18 protein-coding genes are annotated in these 21,997 nt (G+C 68.0%); 5 read left to right on the plus strand and 13 right to left on the minus strand.

Going from position 1 to position 21,997, the window contains the following annotated elements:
- Positions 1-3 precede the first annotated feature (3 nt).
- The 6 genes from ACIA49_RS34640 to ACIA49_RS34665 are packed head-to-tail and all read right to left on the minus strand — an operon-like array spanning position 4 to position 6,536.
- Entirely contained in the window at positions 4-1,437 is a 1,434-nt protein-coding gene (locus ACIA49_RS34640; RefSeq protein WP_396382334.1) for an aldehyde dehydrogenase family protein, read from the minus strand.
- Positions 1,434-2,282 carry an ATP-binding cassette domain-containing protein gene (locus tag ACIA49_RS34645; protein ID WP_396382335.1) on the minus strand — a complete coding sequence of 283 codons (849 nt, stop codon included), beginning with the start codon at positions 2,280-2,282 and terminating at the stop codon, positions 1,434-1,436. Before ACIA49_RS34645 ends, ACIA49_RS34640 begins: the two co-directional genes overlap by 4 nt.
- Positions 2,275-3,255: an ABC transporter ATP-binding protein gene (locus tag ACIA49_RS34650; protein ID WP_396382336.1), complete on the minus strand. Its 981-nt coding sequence runs from the start codon at positions 3,253-3,255 to the stop codon at positions 2,275-2,277. Before ACIA49_RS34650 ends, ACIA49_RS34645 begins: the two co-directional genes overlap by 8 nt.
- Entirely contained in the window at positions 3,252-4,070 is an 819-nt protein-coding gene (locus ACIA49_RS34655; RefSeq protein ID WP_396382338.1) for an ABC transporter permease, read from the minus strand. The genes ACIA49_RS34650 and ACIA49_RS34655 overlap by 4 nt, the downstream gene beginning before the upstream one ends.
- A complete protein-coding gene (locus tag ACIA49_RS34660) occupies positions 4,067-5,017 on the minus strand; it encodes an ABC transporter permease (protein WP_396382339.1) in 951 nt (316 codons plus the stop codon). The genes ACIA49_RS34655 and ACIA49_RS34660 overlap by 4 nt, the downstream gene beginning before the upstream one ends.
- A 4-nt stretch (positions 5,018-5,021) precedes the next feature.
- Positions 5,022-6,536 carry an ABC transporter substrate-binding protein gene (locus ACIA49_RS34665; protein WP_396382340.1) on the minus strand — a complete coding sequence of 505 codons (1,515 nt, stop codon included), beginning with the start codon at positions 6,534-6,536 and terminating at the stop codon, positions 5,022-5,024.
- A 189-nt stretch (positions 6,537-6,725) separates the two neighbouring features.
- On the opposite strand from ACIA49_RS34665, the gene ACIA49_RS34670 reads away from it, so the two are divergent.
- Entirely contained in the window at positions 6,726-7,481 is a 756-nt protein-coding gene (locus ACIA49_RS34670) for a FadR/GntR family transcriptional regulator (protein ID WP_396382341.1), read from the plus strand.
- Here ACIA49_RS34670 and ACIA49_RS34675 read toward each other — a convergent pair whose 3' ends face one another.
- Both ACIA49_RS34675 and ACIA49_RS34680 read right to left on the minus strand, forming a co-directional pair.
- The gene (locus ACIA49_RS34675) at positions 7,482-7,985 is read right to left on the minus strand and encodes a hypothetical protein (RefSeq protein WP_396382343.1); all 504 of its coding nucleotides are present in this window, start codon (positions 7,983-7,985) and stop codon (positions 7,482-7,484) included.
- 105 nt (positions 7,986-8,090) lie between these two features.
- Complete coding sequence (locus ACIA49_RS34680; protein WP_396382345.1) at positions 8,091-10,643, minus strand: MXAN_6230/SCO0854 family RING domain-containing protein; 2,553 nt, start codon at positions 10,641-10,643, stop codon at positions 8,091-8,093.
- Between the two features lie 396 nt (positions 10,644-11,039).
- On the opposite strand from ACIA49_RS34680, the gene ACIA49_RS34685 reads away from it, so the two are divergent.
- Positions 11,040-12,290, plus strand: a complete 1,251-nt coding sequence (locus tag ACIA49_RS34685; protein WP_396382346.1) for an MFS transporter — start codon at positions 11,040-11,042, stop codon at positions 12,288-12,290.
- Positions 12,291-12,394: 104 nt separating this feature from the next.
- Here ACIA49_RS34685 and ACIA49_RS34690 read toward each other — a convergent pair whose 3' ends face one another.
- A complete protein-coding gene (locus ACIA49_RS34690) occupies positions 12,395-12,568 on the minus strand; it encodes a hypothetical protein (protein ID WP_396382347.1) in 174 nt (57 codons plus the stop codon).
- 119 nt (positions 12,569-12,687) lie between these two features.
- Here ACIA49_RS34690 and ACIA49_RS34695 point away from each other — a divergent pair, with 119 nt between their 5' ends.
- Entirely contained in the window at positions 12,688-14,019 is a 1,332-nt protein-coding gene (locus ACIA49_RS34695) for a diguanylate cyclase (protein ID WP_396382349.1), read from the plus strand.
- Here ACIA49_RS34695 and ACIA49_RS34700 read toward each other — a convergent pair.
- Positions 14,016-14,990, minus strand: a complete 975-nt coding sequence (locus tag ACIA49_RS34700; RefSeq protein ID WP_396382350.1) for a zinc-binding dehydrogenase — start codon at positions 14,988-14,990, stop codon at positions 14,016-14,018. The two genes, ACIA49_RS34695 and ACIA49_RS34700, sit on opposite strands and share 4 nt — an antisense overlap.
- Before the next feature lie 133 nt (positions 14,991-15,123).
- Here ACIA49_RS34700 and ACIA49_RS34705 point away from each other — a divergent pair, with 133 nt between their 5' ends.
- A complete protein-coding gene (locus ACIA49_RS34705) occupies positions 15,124-17,910 on the plus strand; it encodes a DEAD/DEAH box helicase (RefSeq protein ID WP_396382351.1) in 2,787 nt (928 codons plus the stop codon).
- Positions 17,907-19,121 carry an SWIM zinc finger family protein gene (locus tag ACIA49_RS34710; protein ID WP_396382352.1) on the plus strand — a complete coding sequence of 405 codons (1,215 nt, stop codon included), beginning with the start codon at positions 17,907-17,909 and terminating at the stop codon, positions 19,119-19,121. Before ACIA49_RS34705 ends, ACIA49_RS34710 begins: the two co-directional genes overlap by 4 nt.
- Positions 19,122-19,309: 188 nt before the next feature.
- Here ACIA49_RS34710 and ACIA49_RS34715 read toward each other — a convergent pair whose 3' ends face one another.
- The 3 genes from ACIA49_RS34715 to ACIA49_RS34725 form a co-directional block, all read right to left on the minus strand.
- The gene (locus ACIA49_RS34715) at positions 19,310-19,948 is read right to left on the minus strand and encodes a hypothetical protein (RefSeq protein ID WP_396382353.1); all 639 of its coding nucleotides are present in this window, start codon (positions 19,946-19,948) and stop codon (positions 19,310-19,312) included.
- An 85-nt stretch (positions 19,949-20,033) separates the two neighbouring features.
- Positions 20,034-21,017 (minus strand): GDSL-type esterase/lipase family protein, encoded by a 984-nt coding sequence (locus tag ACIA49_RS34720; RefSeq protein ID WP_396382355.1) that lies wholly within the window; start codon positions 21,015-21,017, stop codon positions 20,034-20,036.
- Between the two features lie 38 nt (positions 21,018-21,055).
- Positions 21,056-21,853, minus strand: a complete 798-nt coding sequence (locus ACIA49_RS34725; protein ID WP_396382357.1) for a TrmH family RNA methyltransferase — start codon at positions 21,851-21,853, stop codon at positions 21,056-21,058.
- Positions 21,854-21,997: the final 144 nt, after the last annotated feature.

The raw sequence follows: 21,997 nt of genomic DNA on the forward strand, positions 1-21,997 counted from the left end.
CTCTCAGGGACGGGGGCGGATGATCGCCATTCGGGTGGTGGTCAGTTCTTCGATCGCGAAGCGTGGACCCTCGCGGCCGATGCCGGAGTCCTTGACGCCGCCGTACGGCATGACGTCGGAGCGGAAACCGGGGACCTCGTTGATCACCACTCCCCCGACCTCGAGCTGGTCGATCGCGGCGAAGGCCGTGTCGAGGGAGGCGGTGAAGACGCTGGCGTGCAGGCCGTAGCGCGACGCGTTCACGGTCGCGAAAGCGCTCTCCAGATCGGGAACGGAACGCACGGCGATCACGGGACCGAAGATCTCCTCGTCCCAGGCCGGCTGTCCGGACGGTACGTCGGTCAGCACGATCGGACCGAGGATGTCCCCCTCGGCGGCATACGCGATGGTTGCACCCGCGTGTACGGCGTCGTCGACCCAATCGCGGACCCGGGCGGTCGAGCGAGGGTCGATGAGTGCGGACACCCGAGTGGCGGGGTCGCGTGGATCGCCGACGACGACGGTCGGCAAGCGGGCGCCGAGTTTCTCCAGCAGGGGTTGACGAATCGACTCGACGGCGAGTACGCGCTGGACGGAGATGCAGGCTTGGCCCGACGCGTAGTAGCCGCCTCGGATGATGGCGTCGGCAGCCGCGTCGAGGTCGGCGTCCTCAGCGACGACCAGGGCTGAGTTCGAACCGAGTTCGAGCAGCACCTTGGTCGGCGCGGCATCGCGAGCGATCTGGTGACCGACAGCTGCCGAGCCAGTGAAGGAGACCGCGCCGATTCGGTTGTCGGTGGTGAGGGTTGCGCCGACGTCAGCTCCGCCGGTGAGCAACTGGAGAGCGCTCTCTGGCGCTCCCGCCTCAAGCAGCGCGGAACGCATGAGGTGGACGAGCCAGAGGGTTGCGAGCGGGGTCTGCGGAGCCGGCTTCACGATGATCGGGCAACCGGCGGCGAACGCCGGGGCGATCTTGTGCGCGGCGAGAAGCAACGGGTAGTTGAAGCCGGTGATGCCGACGACGACGCCGATCGGCCTGCGGGTCCAGAAGCCGAGGAGTCCTTCGCCGCTGGGGAGGAGATCCAGCGGAACGGTTTCGCCGTGGAGGCGGGCGACCTCCTCGGCCGCGGTCTCCAGCGTGAGCAGGGTTCGATCGATCTCCACCCGGCAGTCGACAAGCGGTTTGCCGGTCTCGAGAACGAGGAGGTCGACGAAGGCATCGCGCTCGGCGCGAACGGCGGAATGCGTTGCCTGTAAGACGTTCCGGCGCAGGTACGACGGGAGTCGGCCGACCGTCTCCCGGACAGCGACCGCGTGGTCGAGGGCTCGGCGGGCCAGCTCCGTGGTGCCGACCGGCGCTTCGGCGATCGTGGAACCGTCGTACGGGAAGATCACCGGGGCGGTGGTGGGGGCCTCGATCCAGGATTCGCCGATCGGTAGGCCGGACGGGAACTTCACGCGGTCTCTCCCTTCGAGGGCTGGTCGAGCAGGTCCGCTGTGGTCGCGCCGGAGAGCGCTCTTTCAAGAGTCGGGATCGCGGAGACCAGGCGTTGCGTGTACGGGTGCTGGGGATCGGCGTACACGTCGGTGGTGGGTCCGGTCTCGACGATCTGGCCGGCGTGCATGACGGCGACGCGGTCGCAGACGTGCTTGACCACGGAGAGGTCGTGAGAGACGAAGATCAGCGTGAGGTCGAGTTCGTCGACGAGGTCGGAGATGACGTTGAGGACCTGGGCACGGACGGAAACGTCGAGAGCGCTCACCGGTTCGTCGGCGATCAGGATGCGGGGGCGCGGGGCGAGCGCACGCGCGATGGAGATGCGCTGGCGCTGACCGCCGGAGAACTGGTGAGGGTAGCGATCCCCCGCGTCGGCGGGCAGACCGACCGCCTCCAGCAACTCGCGAACGCGCTCTCCCGAGGCGGGATGACCTTGGACGACAAGCGGTTCGGCGATGATGTCGCGGACGCGCATGCGCGGGTCGAGGGAGCTCATCGGGTCCTGGAAGACGAGCTGAAGGTTCTCGCGCAGGAACCGCAACCGGCGCTCGGGAAGGCTGGTGATATCGGTGCCTTCGACAACTACCTGGCCGGAGGTGGGCCGGTCGAGAGCGGCGATCAGGCGGAGCAGAGTCGACTTGCCGCAACCGGATTCGCCGACGATGCCGAATCGTTCGCCCTGCCTGACCTCGAGGCTCACACCACGGAGAGCGTGCACGACCGGCGCCGGCTTCAGCAAAGAGGTGCGCGGCCGCGGGTAGTCACGGACCACATCGATCACCTGTACTGCGGGCGCGTCAGGCATCAGTGACTCCGGCTGGGTGGTGGCAGGCATAGCCGGTGGTGGAGGTTCCGGACCACGCGGGGGTAGTGGCGCAGACGTCGGTGGCATGGGCGCAGCGGTTGCGGAAGACGCAGCCAGACGGGAAGTGCCCGGCCGACGGAACGGTGCCCGGGATGGTCGTGAGGCGGCGTCGCCCTGCGCCCGTATCCAGAGCGGCGGCCTCGAGGTTGGATGCAGCCAGGAGACCTTGGGTATAGCGGTGCCGGGGATTGGTGAAGACCTCGTGGACGGGACCGGATTCGACCACCCGGCCGCCGTACATGACGAGCACGCGTTCGCAGACCGTGGCGACGACCGCGAGGTCGTGGGTGATGAAGAGGAGGGCCGATGAGCGGGCCAGGACTCCTTGGACGATCAGGTCGAGGACGAGGGCCTGGACGGTGACGTCCAGAGCGGTCGTGGGTTCGTCGCAGATCAAGAGAGCGGGGTCGTTGGCCAGGGCGATAGCGAGGACGACGCGTTGGCGTTGACCGCCGGAGAGTTGGTGCGGGTAGGCGCGCAGGAGGTCGGCCGGGAGCTCGACGCGGTCGAGCAGGTCGGCGGCGGCCGCGCGGGCGGCGTACCGGGTCGGTTGGGCGTCGTGGATCAGCATGATCTCGGCGATCTGGTCGCCGATGCGCATCGTCGGGTTGAGCGCGGTCATCGGTTCCTGGAAGACCATCGTGAGATCACGGCCGCGGATCCGAGATAGCGCTCTCTCGTCGGCGCCGACCAGATCGTGGTCGACACCGCTCAGCCGGATCGAGCCGGAGGCAACCACGTCATCCGGAAGGAGACCGAGGATGCTGAGCGCGGTGAGCGACTTACCCGAGCCGGACTCGCCGATCAGCCCGACCCGCTCCCCCGGACCGACGGTCAGATCGACGTCGGAGACGAGGCTGGTGTTGCCAACGGCAACATTGAGCCCCTGGACACGGAGTACGTCGGCCGTCATCGCCGATCCTCCAACTTGGGATCGAAGCGGTCACGCAGACCGTCGCCGAGCAGATTGAACCCCAGGACGGCGATCGCGATCGCCACACCAGGGAAGACCGCGAGCCGCGGAGCGCTGAACAAGAACTCCTGACTTTCCTGCAGCATCCGACCCCACGACGGCGTCGGCGGCGGAGTCCCATAGCCAAGGAAAGAGAGCGCTGCCTCAGCGAGAACGGCGATCGCGAACGACACCGACGCCTGCACCGTCACCAGGCTGGTCACGTTCGGCAGCACATGCCGGAGAGCGATCGGGAAGGGCTTCCGGCCGGCTGCCCGAGCGGCAAGCACGTACTCGGTTCGCATCACCTGCAGTGCGCCACTCCGGATCACCCGCGCGAAGCTCGGCACCGAAGCGATGCCGATGGCAACCATTGCGGTCAGCGTGCTCGCACCGAAGACGGCGCCGAACATGATCGCCAGCAAAAGCGCCGGAAACGCCAGGAGCAAGTCATTGGTCCGCATGATCAGCTCAGACGGCCACCGCGGAGTCATCGCGGCCAACACACCCAGCGGTACGCCGATCACCGCAGCCACGCCCACCGCGACCACACCGACGAACAGCGTGGTCCGCGACCCCACCATGATTTGGCTGAGCACGTCCCGTCCGAACTTGTCCGTCCCGAACCAGTGCTCCCACGACGGCAGGGCCAACCGCACCGACGGGTTCACGAACGTCGCGTCGTACGGCGTCCAGACGAAGGACAGCAACGCCACCACGACGATCACACCGACAATCACGCCACCTGCGACCAGGCTCGGGTTCAGGCGCCTCATCGCGCCCCCGTCCGCAGTCGCGGGTCGAGAGCGACGTACAGGAGGTCGACCAGGAAGTTGACCAGCAGTACGGCGACGACCAGCACCATGACGACGTCCTGCACCAGAATCAGGTCCCGCTGTGACACCCCATCCAGCAGCAGGCTGCCAAGCCCAGGGATGACGAAGACGCGTTCCACGACCACAGCGCCGATCAGCAGCGTTGCGAGCTGCAGACCGAGCACAGTGACGACCGGTACGGCGGCGTTGCGCAGACCGTGGCGCCACAACGCCGGAAACGGCCGCAGCCCCTTCGCACGCGCCGTACGGAGGTAGTCCTCCCGCAGCACGTCCAGCACCGCACTGCGCACGTACCGGGTCAGCACAGCGCCCTGCACCAGCCCAAGCGACAAGGCAGGCAGCAGTAACTGGCGCAGGAACATCCCAGGGTCCTGAGCCGGCGGCGTCCATCCGTTCGCCGGAAGCCAGCCAAGCTTCACTGCGAACACCATGATCAGCAGGATGCCTGCCAGGAACGCCGGTACGGCGACACCCACCTGAGAGAGCGCAGAGAGCGCTACCCCGGACAGCCGCCGGTGCCGCGCCGCCATCACGGTGCCAGCCGGTACGGCGAGCACCAGTGCGATCAGCATCCCCGCAAGCACCAGGAGCAGTGTCACCTGGAACCGGTCGAACACCTGCGGTCCGATCGCAGCCTTCGACACGTACGACGTACCGAGGTCGCCCCGGAGCAGTCCGCCGAGCCAATCGAAGTACTGCACCGGCAGCGACCGGTCGAGCCCGAACTGGCGCCGCAACTCGGCCACTGCCTCATCTGACGCGTTCACGCCCAGTGCGACCCGGGCTGGGTCTCCGGGCAGTACTGCCATGAACCCGAAGACCAGCACCGAGCTGACTCCAAGACTGACCAAGAGCACACCGGTGCGCTCGATCAGGCGAAGAATCACGGTGTCACGACCGGGCGAGACGGGACAGGTCGAAGTTCTCGGTGATCGCGTTCTGCGGCAGACCGGTCAGGTTCTTGTCCGCGACGATCAGGTTCGGCAGCAGGAACAGCCAGTCCCCCGCCGCCTGCTCAGAGATCCGCCGGGCCGCCTTCTTCATGTTGTCGAGCTGCGCGGCCTCGTCACCCGCATCCGCCGCGGCCAGGTACTGCTGCAACGTGGGGTCGTTGTAGCGCGTGTAGTACGTCGGGTTGAACACAGCACCGAGGTCACGCGGCTCGACGTGCGCGATGATCGACATGTCGTAGTCGGCGTTCTTGAGGACCGTGGTCAGCCAAGCGGCCGGGAACTCCAGCTGGTCGATCTGCACCTTCAGCCCGACCTGCTCCAGCTGGCTCTTCACTACCTGGCCACACGAGGTCGCGTACGGCAGGGTGGGCAGCCGCAGCCGCAGTGTGGCGCCGGCCGCGCCAGAGGCCTGCAGCAACGACTTCGCCTTCGCCACGTCGTACGGCGCGACCCCGGTGAGGTCCTCGTACCACGGGTCGGTCGGCGGGACCATGGACCCGATCAGCTTGCCGCGCCCGGCGAAACACGTGTCCAGCAAGGCCTTGTGGTCGATCGCCTGCCGGATCGCCTGCCGCGTGCGGACGTCCTTGAAGACCGGCTTGGAGTTGTTGAACGACAGCAGCACCTCGCCGTTCGTCGTCCCCTCGATCACCTGGTACTTCGCGTTGCTGGTGAACTGGCTGAGCGCCTCCGGCGCCTGCACCGTGGTGATCACGTTGATCGTGCCGGTGAGCAGCGCGTTGTTCAGCGCGGTCGGGTCCTTGAAGTACTTCAGCGTGATCTGCTGGAAGGACGGCTTGGTCCCCCAGTAGGCGTCGTTGCGCTGCAGCACGATCGAGTCGCCGCGGTTCCACTTCGAGAACTTGTACGGCCCGGTGCCGATCGGCGCCGTGGCCAGCGCGCTCACCCCGGTCTCGGAGAACATCGCCCCGATCCGGGTCGTCATCCGGAACAGCCAGCCGTTGCTCGGCTTGGTCAGCGTCACCTGCAGCTGCGTCGGCGACAACGCCTTGGCCTCGGTGACGACGTCCATCGCGGACTTGAGCGAGGTCGTCCACGCCGTCTTCACCCGGTTGATGCTGAAGACCGCATCGGCCGCGGTGAACGGCTTGTCGTTGGTGAACTTCGCATTGTCGACCAGGTCGAACGTGTAGGTCTTGCGGTCCGGCGACACGGTCCAGGACTTCGCCAGCGAGGGCACGATCTTGCCGGAGTCGTCCTGCTTGACCAGGCTCTCGTAGACGTTGCCGAGCAGCACCTGCGGGATCGCCGCCCCGTCGGTGGTGGTGAAGTCGAGGCTGGCCGGCTCCGCGACCAGGCCGAGTGACAGTGACTGATCAGCACCGGTCGTCGCGCCACCGCCCGACGTACTGGAACCGGCCGAACAGGCGGTGAGGGCCAGTAGTGCGGCGGAGGCGACGAACGCGACCGCTCGAGTGGTGTACGACTTCACGCGAACTCCTCCAGATCACCGGACTCTCGCCGCATTCTGCCGACCCGGTCCGCTCCGGCCGGACCCGGGCACGCACTACGGCGGGCTTCGCCGTCCAGCTGTGACTGGTCTGACCAGTGGACTAGGTGTCAGTCGGCCACTAGGTTTGTCGCTACCGAGTGGTCTGTCAAGGCGAAATGGGGTGACTGCATGGCTGAGGGACTGCGGTTCCAGCCGGTCCAGCCCGTGCGCGCCTACCAGCGGATCGTCGAGCAGGTCGAGGACGCGCTGGCCAAGGGCGAGCTCGCGCCAGGTCAGCGGCTGCCGAGCGAACGAGAGCTGGTCAGCCAGTTCGCGGTCAGCCGGTCCACGGTTCGCGAGGCGCTGCGGGTGCTGGAGAGCAACGGCGTCGTCCGGTCGCGGCCCGGTGACCCGAACGGTCCGGAGATCCTGCCGTTCTCCTCGATCGCGTTGCGCAAGCAGATGGTCCGGCTCGCGCGAGTGGACGAGCTGACCTTGGCCGAGCTGATCGGGTTCCGGATGATCATGGACGGCGCGGCGATCCAGGTCGCGTCGCAGCTGCGGACGCCGGAGCAGCTCGCAGAGCTCGAGGAGACGCTGGTCGCGATGCGGACAGCGATCGACGTCGACTTCACCGCGTTCAGCGAGGCCGACCTGACCTTCCACGACGTGATCGCGCGGATCGCCCGCAACTCGCTGATCCAAACGTGCAACGAGGTCGTGCGCGGCGTCGTACTGAGTCTGATCTCGGACAAGATCGCGCACGCGCCGAACAGCCGGGCGCTGATGCTGGAATCACTGCAGCACCACTCAGAAGTCGTTGACGCCATTCGCTCCGGCGACGGTCACGCCGCCGCCCGGATCGCTCGGCAGAACATGTACGACTACTACGCAGGCTATGTGCCCGAAGGCGAACGCGATGCGCTCCGGGCACTCACCGACTAGCTAGTTGTCGTGCTCGAGGATTCGGACTCTCGGTACCTTCAGGACCTTGCGTGCCTTGGCGGCCCAGTCGGAGCAGAGGAATCGGGCCGCGGTCTCCGGCCAGGCGACCACCACAACCTCCTGGCCACCGCTCCGCATGACCAGCGACTTCAGTGCGAGCAGCACCTCGCCATGCGTGATCGAGACCTGCACCGGATAGCGACTTGCCGCGCGCAGCAGGCGCGCACTGTGTTCGATGACGGAGGCCATGTCGAGATCCGGATCGGCGAGTGTCGCGGTCGCCGTTCCGGACGGGGCGCTTCCCGGTGGGCCACTCAGACCGGCCACATCGGCGAACGTCGTTCCCAGTAAGGCCATCGGACCACCGAACCCGCGCTCCGGATGACTGGAGACCAGTAGGTGGTAGTTGACGGTTTCTTCGTGCCTTGCGTGCAGGGCGGCAACGCGGCGCGCGTCGCCCTCACTCATCTCCCGCTCGATGAGCACCACCACGTCGTAGGTCATGCGTGGCTCCCTTCGCAGTCACTTTCCGTTGTACTCCTGCTGCCGACCAGGCCATAGCACCTGACGCGGCACCGTCACGGAATTGTCAAACAGTTCTCAGGGTCCTCACAGATTGACCGGGGCATGCGCCCGGCTGTCCGGCGCCAGGGCACTCAGCAGGTACGACGCGTCCACCAGCGAGAGCGTGGTCGCGTCGAGCAGGCGTGGGTGCAGCGCGTACACCTGCGTGCCGGCGCGTGGGGTGAGATCTCCGCTGAGAACCCCGACGAAATCGGCTCTGGACGCCGCGTCCTCGTCCCATACGCGGTCTGGCTCCAACCTGGCGGTCAGCCGCCGCGCGAACGTAGCCACGTCCTCAGCCGGGTCGCGCAGGTAACCGACAACCGATCCGTCATCGCACCGTACGGCGATCTCGTCGGCGCGCGCCGCAGCATGCCAGCAGCAGATCTCCCAGAGGCTGACGCGATCACCGGAGCCGTACACGTCCTCCAGCGCAGCGCACATCAGTGCCAGCTGACCGCCGTACCGCGCGATGTCATGGCCGTAGCCGGCATCGGTCAGGTTCACGTCGTACCAGCGGAGCTCTTTGGTGTGCAGGTCGACGCCGAACGGCATCAGGATCTTGGCCGGACCACTCAGGTCGAAGCGCTCCTCGACCGCGGCCGGATCGAACAGTGCGGTCGGCTGCCGCATCACTCCGACGAATCCACGCTCCAGCTGGTCGAACGGCACACTGTTGTAGCTGAACACGACCGGCAGCACATACCGCCCGCCTACCCGAAGGAGCTGACGCAGGTCGAGATCCACGAACTCCGTCGAGCCGTCGGGGCCCGGCGCGGACGTCAGATCACCTGAGTGCACGGCTGCTTCCTGGTCCAGGCGCAGCTGCGTGTAGTCGCACAGGCCGACGAAGTCCCACTCCTCGCCGAACACCGCGACGGAGAGGTCCAGATCGACCCGCTTGCCTGCCGGCTCGACCCAGTGCAGGAACAACCGCAGTGAGTCCTCCGGTGGGATCTGTACGGCGCTCCCCGGGGTCATCCGGCGCAGTGAGGCGGACGAACCGCGCTCCGAGCCCGGTGCGGCCAGCCGGGCGAGCTCCTCGTCCAGGAACGCCCGTCGCCATCGCGGCAGATCAGTGGCCCGCCGCAACATCTCTCCAACCAGTACGCCGGACAGCGCGGCCGCGAGCTGGGATGGCAGCGGCTCCCGGTGGTCGACCGTGGTCCAGACGCGAGTGGTGCCACCACGCGGGAAGAACAACCGCAGGTCGCCGGGCGGCGTGCGCACCTGTCCAAGCGCGGCAGTCACAACGGCCGGTGACACGTCTGAGACCGCAGTGGCCACCGCACCGACCAGCTCGCCGTGCTGGTCAGCCGGTAGCTCACGCGCGAGCTGCACCAGTCGTCTGAGCAGCTCCCCCGGCCGCTGCCGCAGCAGGTCGAGCGCCTGCCCGGGACGGCCGTCCACGAACGCACCCTCGACCCGCGAGGCGAAGGTGCGCATCACCAGCCGCCCGTCCTCCACCCGAACGAACGGATGCCGTGCTGCCTCGCTCAACACCGCTCGCCCGGCTGCCGACCGCGTCTCTGGAACGGTCCGCCGCAGTACGGCGAACGCGAGCGCCGCGCGTGGATGTCGAGTCGCGAACTCGAAGGGGTGCAGCACCTCGCCCATCCGCTTCCAGGCGCGCTCGTGACGCAGCATGTCCTCGATCAGCGTCTCGGCCGGTAGCCGGTCAAGGCGGCCGAGAACCAGTCGCCGGGTAGCGCGGGACAACGACGTACGCCGTACTGGTGGGGTTCGTAGCCCGGGGTCGGCGTCCATCAGTGCGTAGAGCAGTCGCAGTACGTCGGTCGCCGTGGTAGCTCGGTCGATCACGTGCGGCTCGTCGGCCAGGAAGTGTGCGAGCACCACCGCCCGGATCTCGCGGACAGGGATGTCAGCGGGTAGCCAGGACACGTCCGCCAGCGGAAGCAGCACCTGCAGGTCGGCACGGTCCACGGCGGCCGGCGGAGTGCGTCGTACCAGGAGGGCGTCGACTGTAGTGCGGACTGAGTCCGGACCGGCCAGCGACAACAGGCGGAGCCGGTCAGAACGGACCTGGCCCGGTTGAACCGCGTCGAACGACGGCTGCAGGAACGGGTCGCTCGGGTCGATCCGGCGCAGGCACAGCGGGCAGGCGCTGAGGTCTGCACCGTCCCAGCAGCTCCGGCAGACCAGATGAGCGCACGGTGAGACCGGGTGCACGGACGTGGTGTCGCCGCACAGCACACAGGGCTGCTGAGGCTCTTGGAGCAGGCGGGCGAAGACGCGGTTGATGTAGAACGTCTCGGTGTCGGCCGGAACGGTGTCCGGGAAGCCGCGGAACAGTGGCACGTGCTCGGTGTCGTTGCCGGACTCCGCGTCCAGCAGATCGAGCAGGGTGTTGCCGAGACCGGCCAGGGCCGGCGCGGACAGGCCGGAGCAGTGGCGGTAGAGGCCGACTGACAGCAGGAACCCACGCTGGATGAGGTCGGCCTGCAACGCGGACATGCCGGCCTGGATGGTCAGCGGGCGCCGCACCCACTGCCACGCCGAACGGCGCACCGGCGGTGTCAGCGCTGTCGCGTCGACCAGCCGTCGGCGCCGCAACAGAACGGCCGCAGCCTCCTGCATCGCGTCCTCCCCACAAGACGTCAGAGATGAGAGCGCCAGGGACGGAGAGCGGACGCGCTACTTGCCTGGTGAAGGAGAAGGAAGCACGTCCAGGAGCCGCCCCTGGCAAGAAGAACGCTACCGGGCCCCGGGGACAGTTTCTGAAGGCTGCCGGGACCAGAGTGCCCGGACAAAGAGAAGTCCGATGCCAGGGTCGGGGCCGCCCCGCCCAGACCCCAGCATCGGAACATCTACAGAATAGAACCTTTGATCAAACCCGACGCCACCGGGTAGCCGTTTTGAGATCAAGATGGCACTGATGCGCCGCAAGCGAACCCTTGAACCACCCCCGATTCGTGCAGGGAATCCCTTCTCATCACGCTTGGGAGGTGTGGGACTACGGATAGTGGTGAAGCTATGACTATGGCGGCTGGGGTGGTCGAGCGTGCGCGCTGGCGGGATGTCTTCGGACATGCCGAGTTCCGCGCGTTGTTCCTCGCCGGGGTCCTGTCCGTCGCCGGTGACCAGCTCGCGCGCGTGGCGTTGTCGGTGCTGGTCTTCGACCGGACGGAGTCGGCCGGGCTGACCGCCCTGACCTATGCGCTGACCTACGTCCCCGACCTGCTGTTCGGTCCGCTGCTGGCGGGCTTCGCGGACCGCTTCCCGCGCCGGGCGGTGATGATCGTCGCCGATCTGGCGAGGGCGATTCTCGTTGCTGCCATGGCGATCGAGGCGCTTCCACTCGTGGTGGTAGTGCTGCTACTGCTCGGACTGCAGGCTTTTGGCTCGCCGTTCAACGCAGCGCGAGCAGCCACGCTGCCCGCCGTACTGCCCGGCGATCACTACGTGCTCGGCAAGGCCGCCAACGACATGGTCGTGCAGTTCAGCCAGGTGATCGGCTTCGGTGCCGGCGGCGCGATCGTGGTGGCTGTCGGCACGTCGGGCGGTCTCCTGCTCGACTCTGCGACCTTCCTGTTGTCCGCGGGACTCATTACCGTCGGTGTGCGTCGCAGGCCAACTCCGACAGATGGCACTGATGCGCCATCGCGCAGCTACTTCAAAGACCTGTCCGCAGGTCTCTCACTGGTCGCCCGTACGCCGAAGCTACGGACACTCGTCATCCTCGCCACCATCGCCGGCTTCTACGTGACGGTGGAGGGCCTCGCGGTCCCCTACGCCCACGAGATCGGTGAGGGGCCGACTGCGGCAGGACTCCTGCTGGCCGCCAGTCCGGCCGGGGCGGTCGCCGGGATGTGGCTGATCACCCTCTGGCCGCCGGAACGTCGCATGCAGTTGCTGGGGCCGTTGGCGGCTCTCGCCTGCGTCCCGTTGGTGCTGTGCTTCCTCACACCGGGCCTTGTGCCGACCGTGGCGCTGTGGGCGGTCTCTGGGCTGGCATCTGCCTATCACCTGCCGACCAGTGCAGCCTTCGTACAGGCCGTGCCGGACTCTCAACGCGGTCAGGCGTTCGGAGTCGCCAGTACGGCACTCCGGGGCAGCCAGGGCCTGGGCATCCTGCTGGCCGGTCTGATCGCTCAAGGCTCGTCGCCGTCGTTCGCCCTGGGGGTGATGGGCACGGTCGGGCTGTGTGCCGCCGGAGCGGCGGGCGCCGCCTGGTCGCGTGCCCGCCGCCCGGGGCCGGATGCTGCCGGAACAAGCCTCGCGTGATTTCTCGCACAACCTGCTGACAAGACTGCCGGGGATTCAGCGAATTACCTCCGGAAAGCCCTCCGTAAAGTGTCGGTAAAGAAATTCCTGGGAGGTTTCGTGGGTCACCACTCGTTACCGTCGGTGAACCATTCGTTGCCGCCTCCGGACGGCCGGTTCAGCCACTCGTTGCCGCCGTGGAACCACTCGTTGCCCCCGTGCAGCCACTCGTTCCCGGCGCCTGTCGAGCGCTTGCTTGAGCCGTGGAACCACTCGTTACCGGTGTTGTTCTCGGACATGGTGGGATCCTTCCTTCGCCATCCGCCAGATGGAATGTCGCGCGGTCCGGGATGACCTCGCGTGAACAGGCAGTTACTATTCAGGAATAACCGCTCAGGTCTATCCGTGTGAGGCCACCATGATTCTGATCGGTCGGAGCAAGTGGGAGCCACCCCGCCAATGGAAGCTCTGGTCGTTGCCACGCCCGGCGCTGAGCTATGTCCTGGGTGTCGACGCTGTTGCCGTCACGATCACCGCCTTGGCTCTGGCCTCGACGTTCTCCGGCGCCCGAGCCGGCGTCAGGGCCTCCGAGTGGGCCGCGTTCGCCGTGCTCGCGACCGCCTCGGTCCTTCATCTGGAGTCTGCCCGCGGAATCGAGCGGCGACGCGAGATGGCCGCTAACAGTTCGCCCTACACGAACCTGAAGAGCCTCTGGGTGTTCGCCGGCCTCCTGCTGCTGCCGCTGAGCCTGGTGATCGCACTGATCGTCGTCTCGTACGGCTACTCCTGGATCCGCGTGTACGGCCGGACCATCGCGCACCGCAAGGTGTTCTCCGCCAGCACGTTCACGCTGGCCAGTGCTGCGGCCGCCGCCGTCCTGCGTGGGGGCGGGCTGATCGCTGAGCCGCGAGTGCCGACCGGTCCGTTCACCCTGCTGGTCGTGCTGGGCGCGGCGACCACGTGGTGGCTGGTGAACTTCGCTCTGGTGATCGGCGCGATCCTGCTGTCCTCCCCGGACGCCACCGCACGTGGCGCGCTGGGTGACCTCTCCGATCAGCTGGTGGTGGTCGCGGGGCTGGGTCTCGGTGTGGCGGTCGGCGGCCTTCAGGCGTCGTACCCGTGGGTGGTGCCGATCCTGATGGTGACGGTGCTGACTTTGCATCGTGATCTGCTGCTACCGCAGTTCCAGCGCGCAGCTGGGACGGACGTGAAGACCGGACTGGCCACACCGGCGTACTGGGCGAACGCCGTACCGGTGGAGCTGGCGCGGGCGGAGACGCTGCGCAGCACTGTGGGTCTGTTGATGCTGGACCTGGACAAGTTCAAGGACATCAACGACACCTACGGTCACCCAGCCGGCGACCAAGCACTGAAGGCAGTTGGTCAGAGCATCCGGGCAGAGGTCAGGCAGGGCGATCTGGTCGCACGCGTCGGCGGTGACGAGCTGGCGGTGCTCCTGCCAGGTGCCTCGGAGACCGAGGTGCTGGAGGTCGCTGAGCGGATTCGCGACCGCCTGAACGCACTGACCGTGTCCGTCGATACTGCGGCCGAGGAGCCCGCGGTGATCAGCGGCGTACCGGCGTCGATCGGTGCAGCGGTGTTCCCGGACGTGGCGAACACCATGGACCAGCTGGTGCTTGCTGCCGACAACGCTCTGCTCAGCGCCAAGCGAGACGGCCGGAACCGCATCGTCGCGGCCCGGCCCACTCCTCCTGCTGTCACTGACCACGCCGACCAGCCGGTCGACTAGCGCACTCTGATCAGTGCCTTACCGAGCAGGGTGCGCTGCTCGAGAGCCGTATGCGCGTCGGCAACGTGGTCCAGGTCGAAGACCCGGTCGACCACGGGGGTCAGCTCGCCGGCCGCCGCGCGTTGCAGCACGTGCGCCTCGGTCACCGGCGTCTCGATGAGATCGAGGCGCAGGTCCGCAATCCCCTTCACTGTGATCCCGCGACGCTCCGCCTCGGCTGGGTCGTAGGCGGCGAAGCCACCGCTCGGCGCACCGTGCGCGGAGAACCAGCCACCGTCCTTGACCACCTCGAACGCTGTCGCACCCAGTTCGCCACCAGCACCTTCGAAGACGACATCTGCGCCACGGTTGCCGGTTGCTTCGAGCACAGCCTTCTCCCAGCCAGGCTGCGAGTAGTCGATCACCACATCTGCGCCCTGGGCCTCGCTGAGGTCGAGTTTCGCCTGTCCACGCGCCGCAGCGATGACATGCGCACCCGCACGGTGAGCCAGCTGGGTCAGCAGCAGTCCCATCCCACCTGCCGACGCAGTGATCAGTACGTCCTTGCCTTGCAGGTCTGGGGCCAGTTGCTCAAGCAGTAGCGCCGTGAAGCCGTCGCCGGTCACTGCGACGACGGTCTCCAGGTTCAGACCGGCAGGTACCTCAGTCAGTGCGTCGGAGGCCGCGAGTACCAGCTCTGCGTGCGCACCGAAGTCCACACCGCGCCCGACCACTGTCTTGCCGATCCACGTCTCCGGTACGCCGGGTCCGGTCGCCCGCACCCGGCCACCGAACCGGCCACCCGGCACGTACGGCGGTTGGACGTCGAAGAACCCGCCATGCTGGCCGCGACGGATCGCCGTCTCCACGAAGATCACGTCGGCCACCTCGACCTCCACCAGCACCTGTCCCGCGGCCGGAATCGGGTCGGGCCGGTCCTGGATCCGGATCACCGAGGGTTCACCGAACTCGGTCACCACTGCTGCACGCATTCCTGCTCCTTCGTCATCTGGTGCTCCCCAGGCTCGTCCCTGAACCTTGGTTGAGGTCAAGCCGGTCCGAGTTGTCCACAGGCCGGCTCCGGCGACGAGAAAGTTGTCGGCGGACCGGCGTACTGTGCAGGGCATGTTCGACGCCGTCTTCCTCCCAGCCGACCCGCCGCGGGCGGGCCGATTGGCGTTGTACGGCGACATCGACGCGGCCGACGAGAGCGTCAACCTCGTGCTCCCACAGGGATCGCAGGTCCGGCGGACGACGGTCCCGGCACGGATGCTGAGCATCACGGAGGCGCTCGCGCTCGCGTCGACCCCGGTGCAGGGCGCGGCGAGTTGGGAGGCCTGGCGAGCCGCCGCCTTGGCCGGGCTGGGGCTGATCGCGCGCGGACGGCTGGTGCCCGATCTCACCCCCAGTGGGTACGGCGGTTGGCGGGTGGCACCGTTGGATCCGCCGGACCGCGGTTGGCTGAAGCAACTGGTCGCCGCGATGCCGCCGTACGGGCACGCATTGCCGATCGAGGGGTCACGGCCGGTGCGGCTGGTCGATCCGGAGCAGCTCGTGCGCGCGTTCTGGGATGCGATTGCGGACACGCTCGTGCGGACTCCTGCTGCTGCGGTCACCGCTCGTCCAGGGGCAGCGCCGTTCGCAGCGGTGGAGCCGATCGCGGTGACCGGGCCGACGGCGTGGTTGGCGGAGACTGCGCAGAGCGAGGACGCCGGCGCGCGGCTGGTGCTGCGGATCGAGCCACCGGCTGAGGAGCTGTCTGACTTCCAAGCCGTGCTGCAGCTTCGCAGTGAGCTGGATCCGAGTCTGCTGGTCGATGTGGCCGATGTCTGGACCTCACCGGCCGCAGTCCTCGCGGCGCTCGGGGAGCGGGCAGAGACTGACCTTCTGCTGGCACTGCGGCGTGGTGCTCGCGTGTGGCCGCCGCTATCGGCAGCGTTGCGGGACGCGGCACCGGCCGCGGTCGACGTGGATGACGATGCGTTGGAAGAGTTGACCGAGGGCAGCACGGCGCTGGAGGGTGCGGGCATCGAGGTGCTCTGGCCGGCCGAGCTGTTCGCGAGTGAGCTCAGCGTGCGTGGGACGGTCGGGACGCCGACGCCTGGGGCTGTGACAGGACCGGACTTCAGCTTGACGGACCTGGTCGCGTTCCGTTGGCGGCCGATGCTGGACGGGCAGGAGCTGAGTGAGGACGAGGTGGCCGCGCTCGCGGAGGCGAAGCGGCCGATGATCCGGATGCGTGGGCGCTGGGTGCGCGTCGATCACGACCTGGTGCGGAAGCTGCGCCGCGGCGGTTCGCAGAAGCTGACCGGTGCCGAGGCACTCGGGGCTGCGCTCACCGGGACGATCGTGGTCGACGGCGAGCTGGTCGCGTTCGATGCGGACGGGTCGCTCGCGGAGATGCTGACGCGGCTCCGATCGGGTGACGAGACGGCTCCGTTCATGGACCCGCCGGGGCTGCACGCAACGCTGCGGGACTACCAGCGTCGCGGCGTTGCGTGGATGGCACAGCTGGCCGATCTCGGTCTGGGTGGCTGTCTGGCCGATGACATGGGTCTGGGCAAGACGATCCAGGTCATCGCCTTGCACCTGCTGCGGCGCGGTCGTGGGCCGACGCTGGTGGTGTGCCCGTCGACACTGCTCGGCACCTGGGAGCGGGAGTTCGCCCGGTTCGCCCCGGATGTGCCGACTCGGCGCTTCCATGGAGCGGGCCGGACGCTGAGTGACATCGCGCCGGACGAGGTCGTGCTGACGACGTACGGCGTCGTCCGACAGGACCATCAGGTGCTCGGTGAGGTGCAGTGGGCGCTGGCCGTCGCGGATGAGGCCCAGCACGCGAAGAATCCGTTGTCCCGGACCGCTCGTGCGCTGCGGACGTTGCCGTCGGCAACCAGGCTGGCGTTGACCGGGACGCCGGTGGAGAACCGGCTGTCCGAGCTGTGGTCGATTCTGGACTGGGCAGCGCCGGGGTTGCTCGGCACGCTCGATCGGTTCCGGCAGGACATCGCCGTACCGGTCGAGCGGTATCACGACGAGGAGGCGACGTCCCGGCTCGCGCGGGTCACCCGGCCGTTCCTGCTGCGCCGGCGCAAGATCGATCCCGGGATCGCGCCCGAACTGCCGCCGAAGACCGAGCAGGATGTCGTCGTACCGCTGACGATCGAACAGGCGACGCTCTACCAGGCGGTCGCGAAGGAGACGCTCGCCAAGATCGAAGCCGCCGAAGGGATCGAGCGGCGCGGGCTCGTGCTCAGTCTGCTCACGCAGCTCAAACAGATCTGCAACCACCCGGCCCACTTCCTGCATGAGCCGGGGCCGCTGGAGCGACGGTCCGGCAAGCTGGCCGCGCTCGACGAACTGCTCGACGTGATCCTCGCCGAAGGCGAATCGGTGCTGATCTTCAGCCAGTACGTCGAGATGTGCCGGCTGATCGAGGCGCATCTCGCGACGCGTGGTGTGCAGCCACTGTTCCTGCACGGCGGGATCGGGGTGCGGAAGCGCGAGCAGATGGTCGCGCAGTTCCAGGCCGGTGAGTCGCCGGTGTTCCTGCTCTCGCTCAAGGCGGGCGGTGTCGGGCTGACGCTCACGCAGGCGACACACGTCGTGCACTACGACCGCTGGTGGAATCCGGCGGTCGAGGATCAGGCGACCGACCGCGCCTACCGGATCGGGCAGGATCGGCCGGTTCAGGTGCATCGGCTCGTTACGGAGAACACGCTGGAGGACCGGATCTCGGCGGTCATCGCAGGCAAGCGGGCGCTGGCCGATTCGGTGGTTGGCTCGGGTGAGGCGTGGCTGAGTGAGCTGTCCGACGCGGAGCTGTCCGAGCTTGTCGAGCTGTCGACCGGGCCCGCTCGTTCGGGTTCGGCAAGTGGCTACAACCCTTCTGCTGTTGGGAGGGCGAAGCCGTGAACGAGCGCACGCCTTGGCAGGGCTGGCGGGACAAGGGCGAGGACGCGGGGTTGCCAGCCGCGCGTGGGCCGGGCAGTCGACGGCCATTCGGTGCGACCTGGTGGGGACGCGCCTGGCTCGAGGCATTGGAGCAACGCGCGCGACTCGATCCGAACCGCTTGGCGCGTGGGCGTTCGTATGCGCGACGCGGCAGCGTGCTGGAGCTGACGGTCACCCCCGGCGAGGTCGACGCGGTCGTCCAGGGCAGCCGGGTGACGCCGTACCAGGTGGCCGTGCGGATCCGGGCGTTCTCGAGCGCCGAGTGGGATGCGGTGCTCGATGTCGTGTCTTCTCAGATCGGGCGAGTGGCGGCGCTGCTGGATGGTGAGCTGCCGCCCGAGGTGGTCGATGACGTGCGTGCGGCCGGACTGGACCTGTTGCCGGGTGCGGGCGAGGTCCTGACGAACTGCAATTGCCCGGACTTCGCCGTACCGTGCAAACATTCGGCAGCCGTCTGCTACGTGATCACCGATGCACTCGATGCCGATCCCTTTGAGCTCCTGCTGCTTCGTGGCCGGTCTCGCGATGATCTGCTCGCCGACCTCCGCGCGCGCCGCGGAACTGCTGCCACGACGCCAGTCGTGAAGGCCGCTCCCCCGGGCATTCCAGCTCGGGCTGCTTACCAGGCACGGATTGGCGTGCTGCCCGTTGTGCCGCGACCTTTGCGGACCGCGCGACTACCCGCAGCGGTGCAAGCGTTGGATCCACCTCGCTCGTCCGAGATCGACGTACAGGATCTCGTCGCGTTAGCAACCGACGCGGCGCAACGCGCGTGGGAGCTGGCCGCTGGAGACGGTGCTTCGGAGCTGACATTCGACCAGGACCTCGCGCGGCGAGCAGCGCGAGTCGGTACGGCGGAACTGGCCGAGCTCGCGCATCGCTCCGGCGTACCGGCCCGTCAGCTCACCAGCTGGGCCGCCGCCTGGCGCGAAGGCGGCGCCGACGGCCTGTCCGTCACCCTGGACACGCCGACCGACGTCGACCCCGCCGCCCTCGCCGAAGCCGCAGCTCTGATGCCGCGGGCCACCATCGAGTCCAACCGAGTCACCGCCGGCAAACGCCAACTCCGCCTAGGCGCTGACGGCCTCTGGTACCGCTTCGACCAACACTTCGGCGACTGGACCCTCAGCCGCCCGCCGTCCCCCAATCCTCAAGACCTGCTGGGTTCTTAAGGGACCTTGGTGCTGGTCGAGGGCGAGTAGGCCCGGCGGGTGGTGAGGAGTGGGTCCAGTCGCTCTCTGCTGTAAAACCCTCGCCACGAGTCGGGCTAGCCGTCGTGACTGTGAGGCTCCTGCTTCTCCGCGGCTCGACCACCCGCCGGTTCGCCCCGGTACCCACGGGCCGCGCTTTGATGCGGAGGCTACGAAGTCAGTGGGGTGAAGGGCATGGGGGCTGGTTCGGGGGTTGGGTTCCAGGGTTCGTCGAGGGGGGTGGGGCGCCACTTCCAGGTGGTGGGTGTCGGGGTGGTGGGGATTTCGGTTCGGCCGGTTAGCCAGCGGAGGTTGAGCCAGGGGTCGTCGGTGGGGTGGGGTTCGTGGGGGAAGGCTCGGGCCAGGATGCGGGCGCAGAGGTCGGCGGGTGGGGTGAGTGGGGTGCCGAGAGTCGACGTGAGGTCGTGGCCGTGGAGGAGGGACTCGACGCAGGCCATGGCGGTGAAGCCTTCGGGGTCGCCGATTCCCCAGGGGTGGTAGGCGCGGATGGCGGCTGGGGTTGAGCGGACGATCAGGGCGAGGATGCGGCCGGCGGCTTCGACGAAGTCGAGGACGCCGGCGGGCGGGGCGAGTTCTTGGGCGGTCGCTGACCAGCGGACGTACTTCGTCTGGGCGGCGACGGCGAGTTGGGTCGCCCAGTGCAGGTGGGCCTGGGCGATGTGTTCGGCGGTGGTGCGGCAGCTCCAGTCGAGCGAGCCGGCGGGTGCGGACCAGTCCTGGTCGACTGTCGGGCGGAGGGCGTCGACGACGCAGGTGACTGCGGCGTCGAGGTCGTCCGGGGTGATCATGGGTTCTCCTCCTGTTGCGGCCGCCTCCGAGTGTGGGCGGCCGCGAGGAAAAGAAACAGTCTGTTTCTTGGGTCCCGCTTCTGTGCTAGATAGAAGGAAGGCGCAGTGATGTCGTGGCTTGTAGCGCCGGGACGAGCTGGGCGGCGATCTTGGCGTGACCGGCGGCTGACGGGTGGATGGTGTCGGTGCAGTCGTCCTCGGTGATCCAGCCGGTCGAATCGATCAGTACGACGTTCTCGTCGTCGAGCGACTTGACCGCGGCCGCGATCGTGTCGGCGTGCTTGCCGTTGAAGGGCGTGAGCGCGACCACCGTCGTCGAGGGGTACGCCGATCGCACGCGGGCGACGTACTCGCCGTACTGGTCGGCTGTGAGCGTCTCGTCGTTGACTCCGAGGTTGACCACCACCACGTCCGGCGCCTCGACGCGCTCGGCAGGTGAGCCGGCGAAGTTCCAGCCGAACGAGTCCAGCCCCGACGGCACCTCGCCGTTCCCCGGCTTCACGATGCCCTGGCTGCCGAAACCGACCTGGTACGACGTCGCTCGGAAGGCGCGGGCGGTGAGGTACGCGTAGCTCGCCGTACCGTCGGCGCCCTCCGACTCGGTCTCCGGGCCGATCGCTCGCACGCCCTGTGTGATCGAGTCGCCGTAGAACTCGAGTCGCGGTCCACCCGGGCGACCGCTGAGCCGCAGGCGGGAGTTCACGTCGAGCACCAGACCGGCGAAGACCACTGCGCTCTCGAACGGCGGGTTCCACCGGTTGGCGTGCTCGTTGACGTCCTTGACGACCACCTCGACGTTGTGACGGCCGGTGGGCGCGGACAGGTCGATGACCGAGTCCTCGACCACGTGCAGCGTCGGTTCACCGTCGTCGACCGTGATCCACAGGTGCGGTGCGACCGTGAGGCCGTCCGTGTCGAAGAGCAACTGCACCCACTCCCCCGCGAAGGAGAACGAGAGCCGCGACCCGGAGTTCACGGTGATCGCGACGCCGGGCTGGTGACCCCACTGGCCCTCCAGGACGATCCGCGGGTCTGACGGGGCGACCACTTCGCCCGGCTCGAACGGCACGTTCCGACTCCCTGCTGTAGATGGCGGCGACCATTCTTTCACCACCCGTTCTTGTGGGCCCGCGCCTCGAACAGCAGGATGCCGGCGGAGAGTGCGACGTTCAGTGAGTCGGCCTGGCCGAGCATCGGGATCGACACACCGCCGAAGCCCTGTGCGTGCCACTCCGGCGACAGCCCCGAGCCCTCGGACCCGACCACGAACGCCGTCGGACCGTCGTACGACGTCTCCCGGTAGCTGCCTTGAGCCGCCGGATCGGCCAGATGCACCCGGAAACCGTGCTCTCGCAACCAGTCCGCCGCCGCGGTGATCTCGTCGAACTCCAGAACCGGGGTCGACAGGATCATGCCCCGGCTGGCCGAGTACACGGCCGGATGGCTCGGTCGGGCTCGCCTGCTGGTCAGGACCAGGCAGTCTGCGTCCGCAGCATCGACTGTCCGGATCAGCGTGCCGAGGTTGCCGGCGTACTCGACGCCGTCCGCGACCAGGACCAGCGACTCCGCGGTGAATCGGAAGTCGCGTGGTTCCCACACGGGGAGGCGCGCGATCGAGAGCAGGCCGTCCGAGCGGGTCTTGCGGGAGAGCCGGTCGAGCAGCTTGGGCGAGATGCGGTAAACCGCGGTTGCCCGCTCCGCGATCCGGTCGACCGGGTACGTCGTACCGGCTTCAGGGCACCAGAAGAACGTCTCGAGGTGGGTGTCGGTGGCTAGCAGGCGGTCGTGTTCCCAGGCGCCTTCGACGAGGATGCGGCCGGGAGCGGCGTCCTTGCGGACAGTGAGCAGGTCACGGACGGCTGGGTGCTGGGCGCCGACGGCGGGCGCAGCAGAGTGCACAGTCATGTGCGGGACTCCGTACTGGAGAACTGAGCAGCGCACCGGGGACCTCTGTCACGAGGTCACGCACCGGTGTGTGAACGCCCTGGAGCGGCGCTGTGGTCCTGACGCGGTCTACCTGGACCGCGTCAGCCAAGTTGATGCTGCTTC

This window comes from Kribbella sp. NPDC051587 (genome assembly GCF_044453945.1).
Taxonomy (GTDB): Bacteria; Actinomycetota; Actinomycetes; order Propionibacteriales; family Kribbellaceae; genus Kribbella.